Annotated in this window: 22 protein-coding genes; 20 read left to right on the top strand and 2 right to left on the bottom strand. The window is 73.0% G+C overall.

Annotated elements, in window-relative coordinates; all coding sequences use genetic code 11:
- Window positions 1–59: 59 nt before the first annotated feature.
- Window positions 60–710: a Crp/Fnr family transcriptional regulator gene (locus FGE12_RS03240; protein ID WP_153864672.1), complete on the top strand. Its 651-nt coding sequence runs from the start codon at window positions 60–62 to the stop codon at window positions 708–710.
- A 1-nt stretch (window position 711) separates the two neighbouring features.
- A complete protein-coding gene (locus tag FGE12_RS03235) occupies window positions 712–1467 on the top strand; it encodes a 3',5'-cyclic-nucleotide phosphodiesterase (protein ID WP_194797523.1) in 756 nt (251 codons plus the stop codon).
- 12 nt (window positions 1468–1479) lie between these two features.
- On the opposite strand, the gene FGE12_RS03230 is transcribed toward FGE12_RS03235, so the two are convergent.
- Window positions 1480–2772, bottom strand: a complete 1293-nt coding sequence (locus FGE12_RS03230) for an RDD family protein (RefSeq protein ID WP_153864671.1) — start codon at window positions 2770–2772, stop codon at window positions 1480–1482.
- Between the two features lie 86 nt (window positions 2773–2858).
- On the opposite strand from FGE12_RS03230, the gene accD reads away from it, so the two are divergent.
- From accD to FGE12_RS03180, 10 genes are all read left to right on the top strand, one after another.
- Window positions 2859–3719 (top strand): acetyl-CoA carboxylase, carboxyltransferase subunit beta, encoded by an 861-nt coding sequence (gene accD, locus FGE12_RS03225; protein WP_153864670.1) that lies wholly within the window; start codon window positions 2859–2861, stop codon window positions 3717–3719.
- A gap of 16 nt (window positions 3720–3735) precedes the next feature.
- Window positions 3736–5049, top strand: a complete 1314-nt coding sequence (locus tag FGE12_RS03220; RefSeq protein WP_153864669.1) for a folylpolyglutamate synthase/dihydrofolate synthase family protein — start codon at window positions 3736–3738, stop codon at window positions 5047–5049.
- Between the two features lie 40 nt (window positions 5050–5089).
- The gene (locus FGE12_RS03215; protein WP_153864668.1) at window positions 5090–6349 is read left to right on the top strand and encodes an alpha/beta fold hydrolase; all 1260 of its coding nucleotides are present in this window, start codon (window positions 5090–5092) and stop codon (window positions 6347–6349) included.
- A 109-nt stretch (window positions 6350–6458) separates the two neighbouring features.
- The gene (locus tag FGE12_RS03210; RefSeq protein ID WP_153864667.1) at window positions 6459–7997 is read left to right on the top strand and encodes an AMIN domain-containing protein; all 1539 of its coding nucleotides are present in this window, start codon (window positions 6459–6461) and stop codon (window positions 7995–7997) included.
- Between the two features lie 36 nt (window positions 7998–8033).
- Window positions 8034–10604, top strand: a complete 2571-nt coding sequence (locus FGE12_RS03205; RefSeq protein WP_153864666.1) for an LPS-assembly protein LptD — start codon at window positions 8034–8036, stop codon at window positions 10602–10604.
- A gap of 69 nt (window positions 10605–10673) precedes the next feature.
- The gene (locus FGE12_RS03200; RefSeq protein WP_153864665.1) at window positions 10674–11024 is read left to right on the top strand and encodes a helix-turn-helix domain-containing protein; all 351 of its coding nucleotides are present in this window, start codon (window positions 10674–10676) and stop codon (window positions 11022–11024) included.
- A gap of 147 nt (window positions 11025–11171) precedes the next feature.
- Window positions 11172–12683, top strand: a complete 1512-nt coding sequence (locus FGE12_RS03195; protein ID WP_153864664.1) for an Ig-like domain-containing protein — start codon at window positions 11172–11174, stop codon at window positions 12681–12683.
- Between the two features lie 123 nt (window positions 12684–12806).
- Window positions 12807–13523, top strand: a complete 717-nt coding sequence (locus tag FGE12_RS03190; protein WP_194797560.1) for a TetR/AcrR family transcriptional regulator — start codon at window positions 12807–12809, stop codon at window positions 13521–13523.
- Entirely contained in the window at window positions 13472–14254 is a 783-nt protein-coding gene (locus tag FGE12_RS03185; protein ID WP_194797522.1) for an enoyl-CoA hydratase-related protein, read from the top strand. Before FGE12_RS03190 ends, FGE12_RS03185 begins: the two co-directional genes overlap by 52 nt.
- Before the next feature lie 26 nt (window positions 14255–14280).
- Window positions 14281–15192 (top strand): 3-keto-5-aminohexanoate cleavage protein, encoded by a 912-nt coding sequence (locus tag FGE12_RS03180; protein ID WP_153864663.1) that lies wholly within the window; start codon window positions 14281–14283, stop codon window positions 15190–15192.
- A 3-nt stretch (window positions 15193–15195) separates the two neighbouring features.
- On the opposite strand, the gene FGE12_RS03175 is transcribed toward FGE12_RS03180, so the two are convergent.
- Window positions 15196–16062: a M23 family metallopeptidase gene (locus FGE12_RS03175; RefSeq protein WP_370458867.1), complete on the bottom strand. Its 867-nt coding sequence runs from the start codon at window positions 16060–16062 to the stop codon at window positions 15196–15198.
- 188 nt (window positions 16063–16250) lie between these two features.
- Between FGE12_RS03175 and FGE12_RS03170 the strand changes: the two genes are divergently transcribed.
- The 8 genes from FGE12_RS03170 to FGE12_RS03135 all read left to right on the top strand — a co-directional run bounded on the left by FGE12_RS03170 (window position 16251) and on the right by FGE12_RS03135 (window position 20317).
- Window positions 16251–16790 carry a hypothetical protein gene (locus FGE12_RS03170; RefSeq protein ID WP_153864661.1) on the top strand — a complete coding sequence of 180 codons (540 nt, stop codon included), beginning with the start codon at window positions 16251–16253 and terminating at the stop codon, window positions 16788–16790.
- Window positions 16791–16805: 15 nt separating this feature from the next.
- The gene (locus FGE12_RS03165; RefSeq protein ID WP_194797521.1) at window positions 16806–17570 is read left to right on the top strand and encodes an endonuclease/exonuclease/phosphatase family protein; all 765 of its coding nucleotides are present in this window, start codon (window positions 16806–16808) and stop codon (window positions 17568–17570) included.
- A 160-nt stretch (window positions 17571–17730) separates the two neighbouring features.
- Window positions 17731–18147 (top strand): phage holin family protein, encoded by a 417-nt coding sequence (locus FGE12_RS03160; protein WP_228530507.1) that lies wholly within the window; start codon window positions 17731–17733, stop codon window positions 18145–18147.
- The gene (locus tag FGE12_RS03155; RefSeq protein ID WP_153864659.1) at window positions 18137–18349 is read left to right on the top strand and encodes a DUF3618 domain-containing protein; all 213 of its coding nucleotides are present in this window, start codon (window positions 18137–18139) and stop codon (window positions 18347–18349) included. Before FGE12_RS03160 ends, FGE12_RS03155 begins: the two co-directional genes overlap by 11 nt.
- Window positions 18350–18393: 44 nt before the next feature.
- Entirely contained in the window at window positions 18394–18603 is a 210-nt protein-coding gene (locus tag FGE12_RS03150; RefSeq protein ID WP_228530506.1) for a hypothetical protein, read from the top strand.
- Window positions 18604–18662: 59 nt separating this feature from the next.
- A complete protein-coding gene (locus FGE12_RS03145; RefSeq protein WP_153864658.1) occupies window positions 18663–19049 on the top strand; it encodes a hypothetical protein in 387 nt (128 codons plus the stop codon).
- A 27-nt stretch (window positions 19050–19076) separates the two neighbouring features.
- Window positions 19077–19376, top strand: coding sequence for a hypothetical protein (locus FGE12_RS03140; protein ID WP_153864657.1), 300 nt, complete (start codon window positions 19077–19079; stop codon window positions 19374–19376).
- 59 nt (window positions 19377–19435) lie between these two features.
- Complete coding sequence (locus FGE12_RS03135; RefSeq protein WP_153864656.1) at window positions 19436–20317, top strand: hypothetical protein; 882 nt, start codon at window positions 19436–19438, stop codon at window positions 20315–20317.
- Window positions 20318–20404: the final 87 nt, after the last annotated feature.

Here is a 20404-nt window from a genome sequence, read left to right as displayed (position 1 = left end):
CACTTATTTGACCCTCTATTTGACCCTCGGGAAGAGGGCAGCTTAAGTCTGGAGACTTCATGGGCGCCGAGGAAACCCTCTTCCAGCGATTCGGCAAGGAGTTCGCCCGCGGCACGGTCCTCTTCAGCGAGGGCGAGCCCGGCAAGGAGATGTACGTCCTGCAGTCGGGGCGCGTGACCATCTCCAAGCAGGTGCGCGACGTGCAGAAGGTGCTCGCGGTGCTCGGGCCCGGCGAGTTCTTCGGCGAGATGGCGATCATCTCCAACAAGCCGCGCAACGCCTCGGCCACGGTGAGCGAGGATGCGAAGCTGCTGGTCATCGACCCCAAGACCTTCGAGGGGATGATCCGCGGCAACAGCGAGATCGCGGTGCGGATGATCAAGAAGCTCGCCGAGCGCCTGAGCGAGGCGGACGCGCAGATCGAGAACCTGCTGCTCTCCGACCCCTCCAGCCGCGTGGTGCACCAGATCCTCCAGGCGGCGCAGACGCGCGGCCGGGCGCTCGAGGAGGGCGTGGAGATCGAGCTGCCCGTGCGCGAGCTGCCGCGGCAGATCGGCGTGGGAGAGCCCGCCATCCGCAGCATGCTGGACCGGCTCACCCGCGCCGGCCTCATCGAGCGCAGCGGGGACCGGCTCACGGTCTACGACACGGCGCGCCTGCAGGACTTCCTGCAGTACCTCGAGATGAAGTGGAAGTTCGGAGACCTCTAGCGTGAAGCTCCAAGTGCTCGGCTGTCATGGAGGGGAGCTGCCCACGTGCCGCACCACGTGCTTCCTCGTCGATGACGTGCTCGCGCTGGACGCCGGCGCGCTCACCGGCACGCTCACGCTCGAGCGCCTGTGCAAGGTGGACCACATCCTCGTGGGCCACAGCCACTTCGACCACGTGAAGGACCTGCCGCTGCTCGCGGACCTGGTCATCGGGCGCCGCGAGCGGCCGGTCACCATCTGGGCCTCGCGCGAGTGCGCCCGGGCGCTGCGCGAGAACATGTTCAACGACGCGCTGTGGCCGGACTTCACGCGCATCCCCTCGCGCCGCAAGCCCGTGCTGCAGATCAAGACCTTCCGCGCCGGGAGCTCCTTCCAGGTGGGCCCCTACAAGGTCCGCAGCGTTCCGGTGAGCCACCCGGTGGAGTCCTGCGGCTTCGTCATCTCGGACGGGCAGAGCACGCTCGCGATGAGCGGCGACACCGGGCCCACCGAGCGCCTCTGGAAGGTGCTCAACCAGACCCCGGACCTCAAGGCGCTGCTGCTCGAGACCAGCTTTCCCAACGGGATGCAGGCGCTCGCGGACGTGTCCGGGCACCTCACCCCGCAGACGCTCGGCACCGAGCTGGCCAAGTTCCGCCGCAACGGCGCCGAGGTGCTGCTCTACCACCTCAAGCCGGCCTTCGTGGCGGAGCTCAAGCGCGAGCTCAAACACCTGCCGGTCGAGGTGCTGGAGCTGGGCGACACCTTCGAGTTCTAGGGCGTCGGAGGCTCAGCGCACGACGGCGTCGGTCTCGTGGTGGCGGTCCTGCACCACCACGGTCTCGGCCACCTTGTCGTGCAGGCACTGGCGGCTCGGGTCCCACATCACCTGGATGAAGCCCATGAAGCCGGTGAGCATGGACGCGGCGTAGCCGTGGAAGCGCTCGAAGGAGCGCCACAGCGTCATGGGGCGGCCGTCGATGCGCACCACGCGGATGCCAAAGAGGCGCTTGCCCGGGGTGTGGCCCTTCCAGAGCACGAGGAAGCCGATGAAGTACACGTAGCTCCAGCCGATGCCGAAGCCCAGGTCGTGCACGCTGACCATGAGGAAGTGGCGGATGCCGTGCTCCTCCTGGGCCTCCTTGAGCTCCTCCTCCAGCCGGTCCTTCGTCTTGTCCAGGCGCGCCACCTGCGCCGCGAGCGTGAGGTTGCGCCGCTGCAGGGTCGCGAGCTCCGCGAGGTGCGGATCCGGGGCCGCGCCCGCCGCCGCCGCGTCAGCCGGGGCGGCCACGGGCTGCGCCGGGGCGCCCGCCAGCGGCGAGAGCACGCGCGTGAGCTCGGCGCGCGAGACGTCCGAGATGGGCACGTCCTCGTTGTCCACCATCTCGAGCAGCATCCCGGCCGCGCGCGCAGGGTCCTTCTCCTTCTTCACCCGGGCGCCCAGCTTCTCGGCGAGCGCGCGCGCCTCCTCCGGGCTCGTCGTGGTGGCCAGGCGCATCAGCTCGCCTGCGCCCAGGCCCAGCGTGTTGAAGGTGATGGGGGACTCGCCGTGCCTCCCCTCGGCGCGCTCGCGCGCGTCGGAGGCGATCTCCTCCTCGTCCTCGCGGGCCTTCTCCTGTGCCTCCTGCTTCTCGTGCACGCGCGTGACCATGCGCCCCACGCCGATGAAGGCGATGCAGAGGGCGAAGGCGAGCGCGATGCGCGTGGTCTTCTGGCGCATCCACGTGGGCGCGAAGGGCCGGCCGGCTGCCCAGTAGAGGAGGGTGCCTGCGAAGGCCCCGGCGAGCAGCGCGAGCGAGCTGAAGGCCAGGCTGAGCACGCCCACCAGCGCGAGGTCCACCAGGATGGCGCCCAGGCGCTGGCGGCGGCGGGCGAGCGGGAGCCGGGCCACGTCGGGCGAGAGCGTGAAGTGCTCGGGGTGCAGGTGGGGCTCGTCGCCGTGGGTCCCGGCGTGCGCCGCGCCGTGCGCGCTGCCGTGGCCCGCCGCGGGGGCGAGGGCCGCGGGGGGCGTCCCGGCGGCGACCAACGGCGCGGTGGGAGTCTCGGGGGTGGGGGGACCGGACGGGGAGGAGGGGGCGCTCATGGCGGTGGGGACTGTAGCAAGACGGCGCAGCGCGGCACGAGGGAACGGTTGACGGAGGCGGCCCCGGCGGTTTAACCCGCCGCCCCATGGCCGCCTGGTTCTCGAAGAAGCCCCGCATCGCCGTGGACACCGAAGCGCCCGCGGACACCCGCTCCGCTCCCAGCCGCATGCAGGGGCTGTGGGCCAAGTGCGAGAGCTGCGACGAGATCATCTACCGCCAGGAGCTGGAGAAGAACTGGAACGTGTGCCCGCTGTGCGGCCACCACATGAACTGGCCCGCGCGCGTCCGGCTGCAGGCGTTGCTGGACGAGGGCAGCTTCGAGGAGTTCGACAAGGAGCTCGAGCCCGAGGACCCGCTCGGCTTCAGCGACTCCAAGAAGTACAAGGACCGCCTCAAGAGTACCCGCAAGGCGCTCGGCGAGAACGACGCCTTCATCTCCGGCGTGGGCCGCATCGAGAACCACCCGGTCTCGGTGGGCTGCTTCGTGTTCGAGTTCATGGGCGGCTCCATGGGCTCGGTGGTGGGCGAGAAGGTGACGCGCGTGTTCGAGCGCGCGCACGAGCTCAAGTGCCCGGCCATTGTGTTCAGCGCCTCGGGCGGCGCGCGCATGCAGGAGGGCATCTTCAGCCTCATGCAGATGGCGAAGACCTCTGCGGCCATCGCGCGCTTCCGCACCGGCACCAAGCCCTACGTCTCGGTGCTCCTGCACCCGACCACGGGCGGCGTCGCGGCCTCCTTCTCCTGGCTGGGCGACATCATCCTCGCCGAGCCCAAGGCGCTGATCGGCTTCGCGGGGCCGCGCGTGATCGAGCAGACCATCCGCCAGAAGCTGCCCGAGGGCTTCCAGCGCTCGGAGTTCCTCCTCGAGCACGGGATGATCGACGCCATCGTGCACCGCAAGGAGATGCGCACGAAGCTCGCCCAGGTCATCGGCCTGCTCGGCTAGGCGAGGGCCGGGGACGATGCCGCTCCCGCGCACGCCGGACGAGGCGCTGACCTTCCTCGCCAGCCTCTCGCCCTCCACCATCCGCCTGGGCCTCGAGCGCGTGCAGGCGGTGCTCGCCCAGCTGGGCCACCCCGAGCGCCGCTACCCCGCGCTGCACGTGGCGGGCACCAACGGCAAGGGCAGCACCTGCGCCTTCGCCGCCGCGGCGCTGCGCGCGGCGGGCCACCGCGTGGCGCTCTACACCTCGCCGCACCTGGTGCGCGTGAACGAGCGCATCCAGGTGGACGGCGAGGAGATCGAGGACGCGGTGCTGGGCAGGCGCATCCTCGAGGTGCTCGAGCGCGCGCCCGGGGCCGCCGAGGAGCTGACCTACTTCGAGTTCGGCACGGTGGTCGCGCTCTGGCACTTCGCGAGCGAGGCGGTGGACGTGGCGGTGCTCGAGACGGGGCTGGGCGGCCGGCTGGACGCCACCAACACCGCGCGCCCGCTCGTCACCGCGCTCACCCCCATCTCGATGGACCACCAGGCGCTGCTGGGGGACACGCTCGCGGCCATCGCGGGTGAGAAGGCGGGCATCCTCAAGCCGGGCGTGCCGGCGGTGTGCGCGCGCCAGGCGCCCGAGGCGCTCGCCGTCATCGAGGCGCGCGCGGCCGCAGTGGGCGCGCCGCTGCTGCTCGAGGGGCGCGACTTCGCGATGGAGGGGCAGGGCGCGGGGCTGCACTACCGCAGCGCCTCCGGGCACCTGGAGCGCCTGGTGCTCTCCCTTCGCGGCCCGCACCAGCGCCAGAACGCGGCCGTGGCGCTCGCGGCGCTGGAGCAGCTCTCGCAACGCGGCCTGGGCGTGAGCGCGCGCGCGGCGCGCGAGGGGCTCCTGCAGGCGCGCTGGCCCGGGCGGCTCGAAGAGCTCGGAGGCCTCGGAGGCCTCGGAGGCCTCGGGCTCGCCCCCCAGGCGACCGTGCTGCTGGACGGTGCGCACAACCCCGCGGGCGTGCAGGCCCTGCTCGCCGCGCTCGACGCCGAGTATCCGGGGCGCCGCGTACACGCGGTGTTCGGGGTGGTGGCGGACAAGGCGCTGGAGCCGATGGCGCGCGCGCTCTTCCCGCGCCTCGCCTCGCTGCACCTCACGCCGCTGGACACCCCGCGCTCCCTGCCCCCCGAGCGCTACCTGGACCTCGCCCGCTCCCTGTGTGGGCAGGTGTCGGCCTATCCGGTGCTGGACGCTGCGCTGGCGGGGGCGGCGGCCGCGTGCGGTCCGGGGGAGCTGCTGCTGTGCACCGGCTCGCTCTTCCTCGTGGGCGCGGTGTCCGGGCTCGCACGCGCGCGCGCCTGAGCCTTGGCGCGCTGCAGCAGCGACCGTAGATTGGCGCGAGATGCGCCTCCCCCACCCGCGCGCCACGCCGTCCGAGAGCTCCGCGGGCACCCGTGCGCCCACGGTGGACGAGGTGAGCTTCCGCTCGCTGTACGCGAAGACGCAGTACGTGGTGGAGACGGAGGACGGCTGGTCGCTGGCCGTCACCCGCTACCGCCCGCTGGAGCAGCCCTTCGCGCAGCCGCTGTTCGGCGAGCCGCTGCTGCTCGTGCACGGCTTCTCGCAGAACCGCCACACGTGGACGAGCGGCGAGTTCGTGAAGAACCTGCTGTACTTCGGCGTGGACATCCACGTGCTGGAGCTGCGCGGCCACGGCAAGAGCTCGCTCGCGCTGCAGCGTGAGCGCGCACGGCACTTCGGGCGGCCCCTGCCGGCGGACCTCGACTACGGCTGGGACCTGGACAGCTACTTCCTCTACGACCTGCCCGCGGCGGTGGCCGCGGTGAAGCGGGTGACGGGCCGCGAGCGCATCTTCTACTGCGGCCACTCCATGGGAGGCATGCTCGGCTACGGCTACGCCGGCCTCCGCGACGACTTCGAGGGGCTCATCACCATCGGTGCGCCGGCGGACCTGGGGCGCGGCTTCCTCGCGCTGCGCGCGCTCGCGCTCACGGCGCCCGCGGTGGGGGGCCTCATCGACGCGGCGCTCGCCGGGGTGAACCTGGGACGCGGGGGGCAGCAGCGGCTCGCCAACGGGGCGCGCGCGCTGCTGGGCCGCCCGCGCGAGGCCCCCCGCGAGCCGGTGTCCTTCCGCTACGTGCCGGTGAACAGCTGGCTGCGCTTCCTCGAGCGCCAGCTCGCGCGCGCCGAGGAGTTCCCGCTCTACGAGCGCGTCACCACGCGGGTGAACTGGCTGTCCAACCCGAAGCGGGTGAGCGCCCAGGACATCCGCTGGCTGCTGCGCGAGGGCGGTGAGCGCGAGCCGCGCAAGGTGATGGAGCAGTTCGCGCGGTGGATCCGCAAGGGCGAGCTCACCTGCTACCGCACCGGCTACGACTTCAAGCGCGGCTTCGCGAAGATCCGCGTCCCCATGGCGATCATCTTCGGGGACCTGGATCCGCTCGCCTCGGTGGCCTCCACGCGCAGCGTGTACCGCGCCGCGCAGAGCGAATATCTCCTCTGGCGGCCGGTGAAGGGCAACAGCCACATCGAGCTCACCATGGGGCACGACATCCGGCAGATCTGCTACGACATCAAGAACCTCATCGAGTACGCGTGCACCCACCGCGCGCGCCCGCCCTCGATGGCGCGCACGCGCTGAGCGCGCGGCGCTCTTTCCCGCCGTGGGCAGGGCAGGGGGGTGGAAAAGTTCCTGGCTGCCACCCGCGTGCTACCATTCCGGGGTTGCTGACCTGCCCCTGGAGTGGTCGATGAAGGCCTCGGCGCTGTCCCTGCTCGCTCTCGTGCTCACCCCGTTCCTCGCGCTCGCGCAGGGTCCGGCGGACCTCAACACCATCACCCGGGTAGAGGTGCGCGGCAACTCGGTGGTGATCACCGGGACGAAGAAGCCGAACTTCACCACCTTCACGATGACCGACCCCGCGCGGCTCGTGATCGACATCTCCGAGGCCGTCTTCTCCGGCGTGCCCGAGGAGCTGCCGGTGACCAACGGCACCGTCACCGGCATCCGCACCGCGAGCTACGGCTCCGAGGCCACCGCCATCGCGCGCGTGCTCATCGGCTTCTCGCGCGAGGTGGAGACCGACTTCCAGGCCGACGGCACCACCCTGGTGGTGAAGGTGCTCGGCGAGCCCGCGGCCGTGGCCCAGGCGGCGCCGCAGGCCCCCGCGCAGCAGCCTGCGGCGCAGCAGCCCGCCCCCGCGCAGCAGCCCGCCGCGGCGAAGCCCGCGGGCCCTGCGCCCGTGGCGGCCGCTCCCGCGGCCCCGGCCGATGCCGGCACCACGGGCGATGCGACGGCGGCCGCGCGCGCGGACCGCGACGCGCAGGAGAAGGCCGCGGCCCAGGCGGCCGCCGCGGCGAAGGCGGACCGCGACGCGCAGGAGAAGGCGGCGGCGCAGGCCGCGGCCGCGGCGAAGGCGGACCAGGAGGCGCTGCAGAAGGCCGCGGCGGAGGCCACGGCGCGCAACGATCAGCAGCGGCGCGAGCAGGCCCAGGCGAAGGCGGACGCCGAGAAGCAGGCCAAGGCCGACGCGGCGAAGCAGGCGCAGGCCGAGAAGCAGGCCCAGGCCGATGCGGCTGCCGCGGCGAAGGCCGAGAAGCAGCGGCTCGCCGAGGAGGCCAGGAAGGCCGAGGCCGAGAAGAAGGCCCAGGCGCAGGCGGAGAAGCAGCGCGCCGCCGAGGAGGCGCGCGCCGCGGCCGACGCAAAGAAGGCCGAGGCCCAGAAGGAGGCGCAGGCGCGCGCGGCGGAGGCTGCCGACAAGAAGCAGGCCGACGCCGAGGCCCGGCGCCAGGCGGCCGCCGAGGCGCAGGAGAAGAAGCGCGCGGACGCCGAGGCGAAGAAGCAGGCGCTCGCGGACGCGCGTGCCGAGCGGGCCGAGGCGGCGCGCGCCAAGCGCGAGGCGCAGGCGTCCCAGGGGGCCGAGGGCTCCGGGGACGGGCAGCTCGCCGTGCGCGGGGGCCGCAGCACCATGACCTTCGTGGGCTTCAAGCAGGAGGCGAGCAGCTCGCGCGTGTTCGTGCGCACCTCCGCCCCCGTCCGCTACACGGTGAGCGAGGGCGAGGGCGGCACGCTGATCCTTGAACTGGAGAACACCCGGATCGGCCTCACCAACAATACGCGCGCGCTGGACACCTCGTTCTTCGATACTGCGGTCGCGGCGGTGGACCCGTCGGCGGGGCCGTCTCGCACCGTGCGGATCGCGATCCGCCTCAAGTCGCAGGTGCCCTACCAGGCGCGGCAGGAGGGCAACGAGGTGTCGCTGGAGTTCCCGCGCCCGTCCCGGCGCTGACCGCGCACGCCGCGGAGGACGGCGTTCGAAACGGTCATGATCCTCCTGCTCCCCGTGACCGCTGCGCTGCTCGTTTCGGCGCAGATTCCGCTGTCGATGCAGCTGGAGCTGCCCACGGGAGACGTCGCCGAGCTCTCGGCGGACGAGCTCGTGGTGGAGAACGGCTTCCAGAGCCTCTCGGCGCGCGGCCACACGGTGATGCGCACCGGTGAGCTGCTGCTGCGCGCCGACGAGCTGAGCTACGACCAGACGCAGGAGCGGGCGGTCGCGCGCGGCAACGTGATGCTGGTGCGCGGGCTCTTCGCCGCCGTGGCGGACGAGATCTCGGTGGACATCAAGTCCTTCGAGGCCAACGTCAAGGGCGGCGTCTTCATGCAGAAGAAGAACGTCTCGGTGGAGCAGCTGCTCGCCACGAAGACGCCCAAGGAGCTGCGCGAGATAGGCGAAACCCCGGTGATCATCACCGGCACCCGCATCCGGCGCACCGGGGCCAACGGCTTCGCGGTGGACGACCTCGCCTTCACGCCTTGCGAGTGCGACCCGAAGGAGCCCTCGTGGCGCGTGGAGGCCAAGCGCGCGAAGGTGGAGGTGGGCGAGCGCGCCATCCTCAGCTGGCCGGTCGTCTACGTGTACTCGGTGCCGGTGTTCGCGCTGCCCTGGCTCTACCTGCCCCTGTCCGAGCGGCGCTCGGGCGTGCTGGTGCCCAAGATCACGAAGACCGCCCTCAACGGCCCCCAGCTCGAGCAGCCCTTCTTCCTCACGCTGGGCCGCAGCTACGATCTCACCCTCACGCCGGGCTTCTACCTGGGCTCGTCCGCGCGCGACGTGGACCCGAACCCGGACGTGGACCGGCGCGAGCCGAACCTGGTGGGCGTGCGGGGGCCCCGGCTGCACACCGAGTTCCGCTACGTGCCCAGCGAGCGCACCTCGGGGCGGCTCAGCCTCGGCCTCATCGACGACTCGCGCCCGCGCCGCGACCCGCTCGCCTTCGCCTTCTTCCGCGACGCGGACGGCCGCATCGTGCAGGCCCAGCGCGGCCTGCGCGGCGAGGCGAGCCTGCAGCACGTGCAGGACCTGGGCGGAGGCTTCCACGACCGCGTGGACGCGTCGTTCGTCTCGGACGGCTACTACACGCGCGACCTCATCGCGGACATCATCGCGCGAGAGGTGGGCTACCTGCGCAGCACCGGCGTGGCCTACCACCGCGACGACGACCACTACCTGGGCCTGGACATCTCGCTGCGCCAGGATCTGCGCAACGGCTACAGCTTCCTGGGCACGGACCGCTACCCCGCGGGCATCGCCGAGCTGCCCAACGGGCCCCGCGCAGGCGACGTCATCATCCAGCCGGGCACGCTGCACCGGCTGCCGGCCCTCACCTGGGCCCTGCCCGAGCGTGCCCTGGGCCGCGTGCTCTCCGGCAGCCTGCGGGTGGAGTTCAGCCGGCTGTCGCCCCTCACGAGCTCCTTCGACGACGCGGGCGAGAACGGCCTCGTGGACGAGCGCGGCATCTACCTGGTGCGCGATGCCCCGGACGCGCCGCCGCGCATCGTCACGGACACGCTGCAGGCCAACGGCCGCTACGACGGCGCGGACCGCGAGTCGCGCGACCGGCTGGACCTCTTCCCCCGCCTCTCGGGCTCCTGGGCGCTGGGGCCCTACCTGCGGCTCACGCCCTCGCTCGCGGTGCGCCAGGATCTCGCGTTCGGCGAGCTCACCGGGCGCTTCGCCCAGCGCGGCTACCCGCTCGCAGGGGTGGTGCTCGACAGCGAGCTGGCGCGCACCTACGACTGGAAGCACAAGGCGCTGTTCCGCCACGTGGTCGCGCCGCGCGTGGAGCTGCGCATGGTGCCGCTCACCTGGGGCGGCCTGCTGGGCACCGGGCGCAGCGTCGCCGGGCGCGCGCCGGGCACCGTGTACGACGAGATCGACGCGGCGCTGCCGCGCGCGAGCGACCCGCGCGCCCCCGGCTTCCTGCACGCCGTGGTGGAGGTGGACCAGCGCCTCTTCCACCGGCGCGACGGGGCGACCCAGGAGGTGCTGCGCCTGGACCTGGGCCAGGGCTTCGACCTCAGCTCGCTCGCGGACCGCGTGCTGCAGTCGGATGCGCCCGCCGAGGGCTCGCGCCTGCGCGACACCTACGCCCGCCTCAGCGCCCAGAGCGGGCCCTTCCGCGCCACCGGCATCGCCCGCTACGACCTGCCCTCGGGGCAGTTCACCCAGATCAGCGGCAACGTCACCATCGACAACGGCAAGGGCGAGCTGCTCTTCGCCCAGTACGACGACCTCGTGAACGTGGGCTCGGACGCGCTGCGCCGGGGGATCGACGCCCTGGTCGGTCCCCCGGCGACCAGCACGGCGCGTGCTCGGCAGCTCTTCACCGGCGCGCGATTGACGATGGGCATCGGCCTCGGGTTGCGGTACGAGGCCATCGTGCAACCGCTGGATCCGAAGAACGTCCTCGCGCAGCAGGTGTTCGGCCTGTCCTACGGCCCCGCCTGTGACTGCTGGCGCCTCGAGGGCGTGCTCATCAAGCGCCGGGACGTGCCCGGCCTCGATTTCGGGGCCAACTTCACCATCGCGCGCTTCGGCTCCTTCGGGACCTGAGCGCCCGGAATCGTGCGGGTGGGCGGCGGGTTCTTGTGTGCCGCAGCACATACGGAGGGTAGGGGCGTCTTGTCGGAACTTGGAAAGAGGATCGGTCAGCGAATCCGCGAGCTGCGCACGCAGCGGCCCGAGCGCTGGACCCAGGAAGAGCTCGCGGAGCGCGCGCAGATCAGCGTGTCGTTCCTCTCCATGATCGAGCGCGGTGAGCGCGTCGCCCACCTGGAGACGCTCGCCGCGCTGGCGAGCGCCCTGGGCGTCAGCCTCGGGGAGCTCTTCGCCGGCACGGAGCAGTCCCCGGCGCAGACCGAGGATCTGCTGCGCCCCCTGTCCGACTTCGCCCGCGCCCGCGGGCTGACCTCGCGCGACGTGGACCGCCTCCTGGGCGTGGCCCGCGTGATGTTCAGCGGCTCCGCGGCCTGAGCGGCATAGCGGCAGCGCAATTCTCCAGCGACACGCTCCGGCATCTCCGGCCGGGCGCGCACATGGCTTGACGGGTTCGAGAGCGGGCCGGGAAGATGCCGCTCGCCAGCTCGCCTGCTGTGCGTTCCCCCGAAGGAGCACGTGTCGATGCCTCGCGGACTCGCGGTGTGTGTGGCCCTGTCCTGCAGCCTGCTCGGATGCTCCCAGGGAGATCCCGCCTCCCTCGAGTTCGTGGACCTGGCGCCCGCGCAGCCGCGGCTCGGGGAGACGGTCACCGTGCGCTTCCGGGCCGTGGACGAGCGGGGCGAGCCCCAGCAGGGCACCCCCGTGACCTTCTCGCTCCAGGGCGAGCCCCCCGGGGTCGAGCTGGGCGACACCGAGGTGCGCACCACGGTGGGTGACGGCCTCGCCATCACCACGCTCAAGGCGACCGGCCGCGTGGCCTCGGCCGTGGTCGTGGCGAAGGCGGGCAACACGCAGGCGCTCAGCCAGCCCATCTCCTTCGCCGGCGCCGAGGCCAGCTCCCGCCAGCTCACCTTCCAGTGCGGCCCCGTCGCGGGCGCGGCCTCCGGCGGGCGCCACGCCATCGGGGCGTACGACAGCACGCGCAGCCTCATCGCGGGCGTGAAGCTCGAGTGCACGGCCCACCTCGGCGACCGCAACGGCGACGGCGTGCCGGGCGTGCAGGTGTCCTTCCTCACCGAGGCGGGCACCATCGGGCCCAGCAGCACCTCGCTCACCGACGTGGTGGGCAACGCCGCGGTGCTCTACAAGACCTCGCTGCCCCTGCCCGTGGACGTGGAGCCGGCCACCTTCAGCTGGACCCCTCCGGTGGACGCCACCCACACCGGCGAGCTCGTCGCCCCGCTCTGGATGCACCCCTTCGAGTGGATGCAGAACCCCGTCGCGGGCTACGGCACGGCCGCCACCCTCGAGGAGCCGCGGCGCCCGGATCCCATCCTCCCCGGCCGGGTGAACAACCCCCGCGACAACCTGGTCACGCTCATTGCCATCACCACGGGCGAGGAGGCCTTCGAGGACCGCAACAACAACGGCACCTGGGACACGGGCGAGCCCTTCGTGGACCTCACCGAGCCCTTCGTGGACGCGAACGACAGCGGCACCTGGGAGCCCGGCGAGCGCTTCGTGGACGCGAACGGCAACGGCACCTGGGACGGCAAGAACGGCCGCTACGACGCGAGCACCCTCATCTGGGCGCAGGAGCGCATCCTCTGGACCGGCTGGCCGGACGACCGCGACCGCGACCCCGCCAACACCCCCACCGTGCGCCAGGTCTCCCCCGCGGCAGGTGCCATCGCGCTGGGGCACTTCGGCCGCCAGAAGGTGGTCATCCTCATCGACGACCCCTGGTTCAACCCTCCGGCGCAGAACGGCGAGGGCGATGGCTGCGCCTCCACCGACAGCGTGGTGCGGGTGACGAGCGAGACCCTGTTCGGGATGCGCTTCACCTACGCGCCCGCCGCCCCGCTCGTGTACCGGGTGGAGGACGTGCACGACCCGGCATCCAACCCCCAGCCCGCCCCATTCCCGAGCGCCGTGGCCTGGGAGACCACCCCCCGGTGCAGCTTCACCGCCTCGGACAAGGATGGGCACGTGGTGTCGGTGTTCGCCCCGCGCGTGTTCGGCACCGTGCTCTGAGCGCGCGTGCTCGCCCACGCCCCCGGTTGACCGCACCCGCGTGCGCTCGTTAGGGTGTCCTGACCGATTGGAAAATCAATCGCGGCGGAGGCAGACGTGACCCAGCAGCGCAAGGCGACGGCGGTGGCGGCGGCAGCAGGGGGCGCGGGGCCGAAGGAGCCGGCGCCCAAGAACCCGGCCCCGAAGGAAGGCGACCGGCGCCGCACCATCCTGCGCGCCGCGATCGACGTGTTCGCGCGCAAGGGCTACCACGGCTGCCGCATCGCGGACGTGGCGCGCGAGGCGGGCGTCGCCTACGGGCTCGTCTACCACTACTTCAAGAACAAGGACGAGCTGCTCGAGTCCGTGTTCGACGCAGGCTGGACGGGCTTCGTCACCCGCCTGCGCGCGGTGGCCGAGGGCGAGGGCAGCCTCGTGCAGAAGGTGTACGGCATCTCGGCGGTGGCCTTCGAGGCGTACCGGGTGGACCCGCGCGCGGTGCGCGTGCTCATCCTGGAGATCGCCCGCAGCCCGGCCGGCAGCCGGGTGAACCGCGAGACGGCGTTCTCCGAGGTGATCAAGATGTCCGCGCAGATGCTCGCCCAGGCGCAAGGAGCGGGTGAGCTGCGCGCGGACGTGGACCCGCTGCTCGCCGCGGCGCTGCTCTTCGGCGCCATCGAGATGGGCCTCACCGCCTTCGTCGTGGGCCTCATGGACTCGCGCGACACGGCGGCGCTCGAGCGGGCGCAGGCCCAGATCGCCGAGTCCTTTCTGCGCGGCGTCCACTCGGGCGCCGGAACGGAGCTCGCGTGGAAGCCGGAGAAGTCCTCTACCAAGCTGAAGGCCAGCAAGCGCTCCTGACGCTCTCGCGGCCGCGGGCGCGCAACGCGCTCTCGCCCGTGCTCCTGCAGGGGCTGATGGCTGCGCTCGCGCGGGCCGAGGCGGACCCGGCCGTGCGCGTCATCGTGCTCACCGGCGCCGGGGACCGCGCCTTCTGCGCGGGCGGAGACCTGGGCAGCCTCTCGGCGGAAGGCGGCTTCCTCGCGGGCCACGACGGGCGGCGCGCCTACGCCGAGCTGCTCCTGCGGCTGCAGGGGGTGGGCAAGCCCACGATCGCGCGCGTCAACGGCCACGCGCTCGCGGGCGGCCTGGGCCTGGTGCTCGCGTGCGACCTCGCCGTGGCGGTGGAGGGCGCGGAGCTGGGTACCCCCGAGGTGGACGTGGGGCTGTTCCCCATGATGCTGATGGCGCTGCTGCAGCGGCACCTGGGGCGCAAGCGCGCGCTGGAGCTGGTGCTCACCGGGGACCGGCTGCCCGCCCGCGAGGCGTTCGCGCTGGGGCTGCTCAACCGCGTGGTGCCCGCGGCCGAGCTGGACGCGGCCGTGGCGGCGCTCGCGGGGAAGCTCGCGGGCAAGAGCCAGGCGGTGCTGCGGCTGGGGCGGCGCGCCTTCTTCGCGGCCGAAGATCTGCCCCTGCCGGCCGCGCTCGAGCACCTCGCCAGCCAGCTCTCGCTCAACGTGCTCACCGAGGACGCCGCCGAGGGCGTGACGGCGTTCCTGGAGAAGCGCGCGCCGCAGTGGAAGGACCGCTGAAGCACACCCGGTAGGGGAGAGACACCATGGCAAGCAGCACGCAGAGCAGGGCCTCCGGCGACAAGGTCATCGTGACGTGCGCGCTCACGGGCGTGCTCGCGCGCCGCGAGCAGTGTCCCCACCTGCCGTACTCGCCGGTGGAGATCGCCGAGGAGGCGCGGCGCGCGTACGAGGCGGGCGCCGCGGTGGTGCACATCCACGGCCGCGAGCCGGACACCGGCGAGCAGAGCTGGAGCGCGGATATCTACGGGCAGATCAAGGCCGAGGTGCAGAAGCGCTGCCCCATCGTCATCAACTTCTCCACCGGCGGCTTCAACATGGGGGTGGAGGGGGACGCGGCGAAGCAGGAGCGGCTCGCGTACGTGTGGAAGACGCGGCCCGAGATGGCCGCGCTCAACATGGGCTCGATGAACTACGCGAAGTACTCGGAGAAGCGCCGCGACTTCGTCTTCGACTTCGTCTTCCCCAACCCCTTCTCGGACATCCTCATGGCGGCGCGCGCCATGCGCGAGGGCGGGGTGAAGCCGGAGCTGGAGTGCTTCGACCTCGGGCACATCCACAACGCCGAGCCGCTGCTCGCGATGGGCGCGCTCAAGGGCCCGCTGCAGTACTCGTTCATCCTCGGCGTGCTCGGAGGCGTCGCGCCCACGGCGCAGAACCTCGCGCACATGGCCGCGCAGATCCGCCCCGGGGACACCTGGGAGGTCATCGGCATCTCCAAGGTGCAGTGGCCGCTGGTGATGGCGGCGCTCACCCTGGGCGGCAACATCCGCGTGGGGCTCGAGGACAACTTCTACCTGGACGTGGCCGGCACCCAGATGGCCCAGGGCAACGGCCCGCTCGTGGAGAAGGCGGTGCGGCTCGCGCGCGACGCGGGCCGCGAGCCCATGAGCCCGGACGAGGCGCGCCGCGCCCTCTCGCTGCCGCAGGCCTGGTAGCGGCTAGGGGAAGGGCAGGGCGAGCAGCGTCTCCGGGTCCACCCAGAGCCCGTCCGCCTTCGCGCCCCAGTGCAGGTGCGGGCCCGTCACGCGGCCCGTGTTGCCCACCTTGCCCAGCGGCTGGCCGCGCGCGAGCTGCTGCCCCTCCTTCACCAGCACTTCGCTCAGGTGGAAGTACGCGGTGTAGAGCCCGGCGCCGTGGTGCAGCAGCACCGTCTGGCCCGAGCCGAGGCAGTCGCGCACCAGCACCACCGTGCCCGCGTTCGCCGCGGCCACCGGCGCCCCGATGCGTCCGTCGAGGTCCGCGCCGTAGTGCTGGCTCTTGAGCTGCCCGTTGAAGGTGCGCCGCTGCCCGTAGTGCGCGGTGAGCTTCGCCTTGCGCGGCCAGGCGAAGGCCCCCTGGAAGAGCAGCGGCTGCGAGGGCTGCCCGTAGGCGCGCGCGAGCGCCTCCTGGTCCGCCTGGATGCGGGCCTTGAGCTCGGGCGGCGGGTCGACGAACTGCGAGTCCACCTTCAGCTCGCTCGCGGGGTAGGCCGGGTCCACCACCTGCAGCTCGGCGCTCAGCGGCGGGGAGGGCGGGGCCTCGGCCTGCACCGTCACCGCGAGCGCGCCGGGAGCCTGCTCGACCGGCAGTCCCGTCACGGCGAGGAAGCCGCCGGGCGCGGCGACGAAGTGCAGGGCGCGGCCCGCGAGCGTCCCCGTGGGAGCCTCGCGCACGCCCTCCACGCGCACCAGCACCGGGTCGCCGGGCTTCGCGCGCATGGGCTGCACGCTCAGGCGCGGGCCCTCTGCACGCGCCGGGAGCGCGAGCAGCAGGAGCAGCAGCAGGGAGGAGACCGGGGGGAGGGAGGGACGCAGCAGCGGACGCACCCGCGCAAGCATGGCGAGGCAGGGAGGGAAGGGTCAATGGAGCCCGAGTGACCTCCAGCGACACCTGGCCCCCGCGCCCGGCGAGGGAGCAGGAGGGCAGGCGCGTGCATGCGTGACGCACCGTTCCGACCCGGGTCCGCGGGCCCTACCTTCCAGGGACAATTGTCCTTTCCCAAGAGGAGACACGGATGCCCCGTACTTACAGCTACGACCACTTCCAGGTTCCGAAGTCCCTGCCGAAGCAGCAGGCCAGCCTGCGCGACGAGGACAAACAGCACCTGAGCGAGGTCACCAGCGTGGGGAACACGGGCGTGCACTACGGGAAGAGCCACGCGGAGACGGAGCACATCCTCCAGGCGCGCAAGATGGCGCGCCAGCTCGAGGAGCTCGCCGCGCCCACGCTTGCCGGGGAGGAGAAGCTCTCCAGGCCCGCCGAGTCCCGGCGCTCGAAGAAGAAGGCCGCGGCGGCCGCGGAGAAGGCTGCGAGCACCGGCCCCACCGCGCCCATCGGCGCGCTGCCCACCCTGGACGAGGCCCCGGTGGCCGAGTCGCCCGAGGGCCAGGGGCTGTGGGGCGTGCTGGACGAGGGCCAGCGCCAGCTGCGCGCCCTGCAGGGCGCGCTGGGCGATGCGCGCGCGGCGGCAGGAAGGCTCGCCTCGCTCCCGCTCGAGGCGGTGCGCGAGGCGGCTCGGCTCGCGGCGCAGCGGCTGCACCTCGTTCACGGCTAGGGCGGGAGGGCCCGGGTGGAACTGACGCTCGTCTCGTACAACATCCACAGTGGCATCGGGACGGACGGTAAGTTCGACCTGCACCGCGTGGGCGAGGTGCTGCGCGAGCTGGACGCGGACATCATCGCCCTGCAGGAGGTGGGCGACTTCCGCGGCAAGACGAGCCGGGAGGACCAGCCCGAGCACCTCGCCGAGCTGCTCGGGCTGCACATGGCCTACGGCCCCAACGTAGTGAAGAACGGGCGGCGCTACGGCAACGCCATCCTCACCCGCCTGCCCATCCTCAAGAGCAAGAACTACGACCTGAGCGTGCCCAGGCGCGAGCCGCGCGGCGCGCTGCGCTGCGACCTGGACCTGGGCAACGGCCGGCCGCTGCACGTCTTCGCGCTGCACCTGGGGCTGGGAAGCGGCGAGCGCCGCGCGCAGGAGTCGCTGCTGCTGGGCTCGGACATCCTGCGCGATGCGGTGCGCAGCGACCCCGTGGTGGTGTGCGGCGACTTCAACCACTGGGGCCGCGGGCCCGTGGCGAGCTTCGTGCGGCGCGCCTTCGTGGACGCCGCGATGGAGCTGGGCACCATCGTGCCCAGCTACCCCTCGCGCCTGCCCTTCCTGCGCCTGGACCGCGTCTACGTGGACGCGGGCGTGCGGCCCGTGAGCATCCGTGCGCACCGCACGCCCCTGAGCGTGCGCGCCTCGGACCACCTGCCGGTGGTGCTGCGCTTCGAGGCGCCCGTGGGCGCCGGGATGGAGCCCGCTGCCCCGGTCGAGCTGATCGGCTAGGGCAGGGCGGCCCGCCGGGGGCGTCGGGCAGCAGACGTCCGCTCCCTGACGCTGGCCGCCTGCGGACAGATCCACGCCTGCCCGGTTGCCGCTCCCCACCCTGGTGCCTACGTTGGCCGGGCCTGTGATGACACGTGCGGCGACGAGGGAGCGCAGCGTCTTGGGAACCGAGATACCGGACCGCGGGATCACCGCCCTGATCAGCCGCATGGCGGACGGCTTCAGCCGGCTCGTCACCCAGCACATCGCGCTCGCGCGCCTCGAGCTCGCCGAGGACGCGCGCCAGATGGGCGCGGGCCTGGGCCGCATCGCCGCCTTCCTGCCCTTCGTGCTCACCGGCTACGCGCTGCTGTGCGGCGCGCTCTCGCTCGTGCTCGCGCGCTGGGTGGGCCTGGCCGGAGGGCTCGCGCTCGTGGGCGCGGCCAACGTGGTGGGCGGCGGGCTCGGGCTCGCACGCGCGCTGCAGGGCCTGCGCAGCGTGAAGGTGATGCACGGCACCCAGGAAGAGCTCAACCGCAGCGCCGCGGCGCTCGCCGCCCCGCCGCGCGCACCCACGGAGGGCCCCGATGGCCGCTGACTCGAACGCGAAGCTGCAGAGGACGCCCGAGCAGGTGCGGGCGGAGATCGAGCGCACGCGCGCGGACCTCGCGCTGCAGGTGACCGCGCTGCGCCAGGAGATGGACCGCGCCACGGACTGGCGCGGCTGGGTGCGCGAGCACCCGGTGGGCTTCGTCGCCGGCGCCTTCGTGCTCGGCTTCCTGCTCGCCGACCGCAGCTGAACGCTTTCCCCCCGTACCCCGCAGGACACCTCGAGAGACAGGAGATGGCTTCGATGGAGACCAACCCGCAGCAGTTCCAGGACAAGGCCCGCGAGCTCCAGCAGCGCGTGGTGCCGCAGCTCGAGGAGGCGGCGCAGAACCTCACCGACCTCAACAACCGGGTGGTGAGCTTCATCCGCGCCAACCCCGGCACCTGCCTCATCGGCGCGGTCGCCGTCGGCTTCCTCGTGGGCAAGCTGGCCTCGCGCCGCTAGTCCCTCCCGCCCCGCACCTTCCTCACCAGACACTCCGAAGCAATCAGGAGCACGAACTCATGTCGAACCACGAGAGCATGTCGGGCAACGGCCACGAGGGCGCACAGGGCCCCCGCGTCGGCGAGCGGGTGGACCAGCTGGGCGACAGCGCGCAGCAGTTCTTCAGCGACGCGCGCGGCGCCGTCCACGACCTCGGCGCGGGCCTGGACCTCAAGGGCCGCGTGCAGCGCAACCCCTACGGCATGGTGGCCGCGGCCATCGGCGTGGGCTACGTGCTCGGCGGCGGCCTCTTCACCCCGCTCACCGCGCGCATGCTGCGCGTGGGCGTGCGCATGGCGATGCTGCCCTTCGTGAAGGACGAGCTGATGGGCATGGCGGAGGCTGCGGTGCACGGCTTCGCCAGCGCCCGCGACGCGGCCAGCGGCGGCGGCTCCAGCGCGGTCTAGTCCCTCCCGGTCCTCTCCGGAGTCCCCTTGAACCTGCCCGCGAAGCTGCCGAAGCGCCTGAAGGACCTGCAGAAGCTGGACAGGGACGACCTGCTCGAGGTGCTCGGGCTGCAGGAGCGGCGCGCGCCCTCGGACGTGCTCCTGCCTGCGGTGGGCGCCTTCGCGGTGGGGGTGCTGGTGGGCGCGGGGCTGGGGCTGCTGCTCGCGCCGAAGGCGGGCCGCGCGCGGGGCCCGGGGCGCGGCCTCGCGGCCTCGCCCGGTGGAGCGGACGCGGGGCGCAGCACCGAGACGCCCTCGGCGATCGCGTCCGGCGCGCGCACGCTCTAGACGGGGCCTGCGAGGGCCGCTCGCCCCGCCTTCGCACGTCCGGGCTAGAGTGCGCAGCCATGTCCGCTCCGCTCGTCCCCCTGCCGGCGCTCGCCGAGGCTGCGCTCGCGCGGGTGCGCTCGCTCGAGACGCTGGAGGCCGCGTACGCCGCATGGCTCGAGCTGCGCCTCGCGCACGGCGCCCAGCGCCTGCGCTGGCGCGAGGAGGCGCAGCGCCTCGAGGAGCAGGGGGCCTTCCTGGTGGGCGCAGTGCGGGCCGCGGCCCCCGCGCCTGGTGCCCAGGCCGAGGCCCTCACCCGGCTGGATACCTTCGCGCGCGAGGCGGAAGCGAAGCTGCAGCAGGCGCGAGCGCGGCTCATGGGCGAGCAGCAGGCGGCGGAGGAGGTCCACCGCGCGGCGGACGCCGAGCTGCGCGCGGCCCTGCTGGCGCGCGCCGAGCGCTACCTCGCCCAGGCTCCGCCACGGCTGCACCTGATGCCCCGGCGCGTGGGGGGCGGGCGCAGCGTGCTGCACCTCGCGCGCGTCACGGACGACGCCGCGGTGCTGCTCTTGCGCCTCTTCACGGGCGCGCTGCCCACCCGCTACGGCTTCCTGCACGACGAGGCCACGGAGCAGGCCGGCCTCGAGCCCGCGCCGCTCTATGCGGAGGAGGGGGTGGGGGAGGAGGAAACGCGGCCGGACGCCGCCGCGCTCGAAGCGCGTCTGCGCCGGGGCGCGCCCTTCCTCCCGGTGCGCGGCTTCCTCCCGCTCTTCGTGTCCCGCGTGGACGGGAGCGAGGCCCTGTTCCGCTTCCGCCAGCGCGGGCCGGTGCTCGAGGCGGAGGTCGCGGACGACGGCGCCTTCCGCGCGGTGCTCACCCGCGAGGAGGCGGAGCGCTGCACGGGGCGGCTCCTGCGGCTGCAGCTGGAGGGCCGGCTCGCGCTCGAGGTCGAGGTGGGCTGAGCGGCCCACCCGCCGCGGGGTGCGTCTGCCGCCCACCTGGGGCCCGGGGCGAGCGCCGGGCCCAGGGAGAACCCCCAGAAAGCGACC

The sequence above is a fragment of the Aggregicoccus sp. 17bor-14 genome (assembly GCF_009659535.1).
Taxonomy (GTDB): domain Bacteria; phylum Myxococcota; class Myxococcia; order Myxococcales; family Myxococcaceae; genus Aggregicoccus.
Note: the sequence above shows the minus strand (reverse complement) of the source record. Positions and strands in the feature narration are given on the sequence as shown.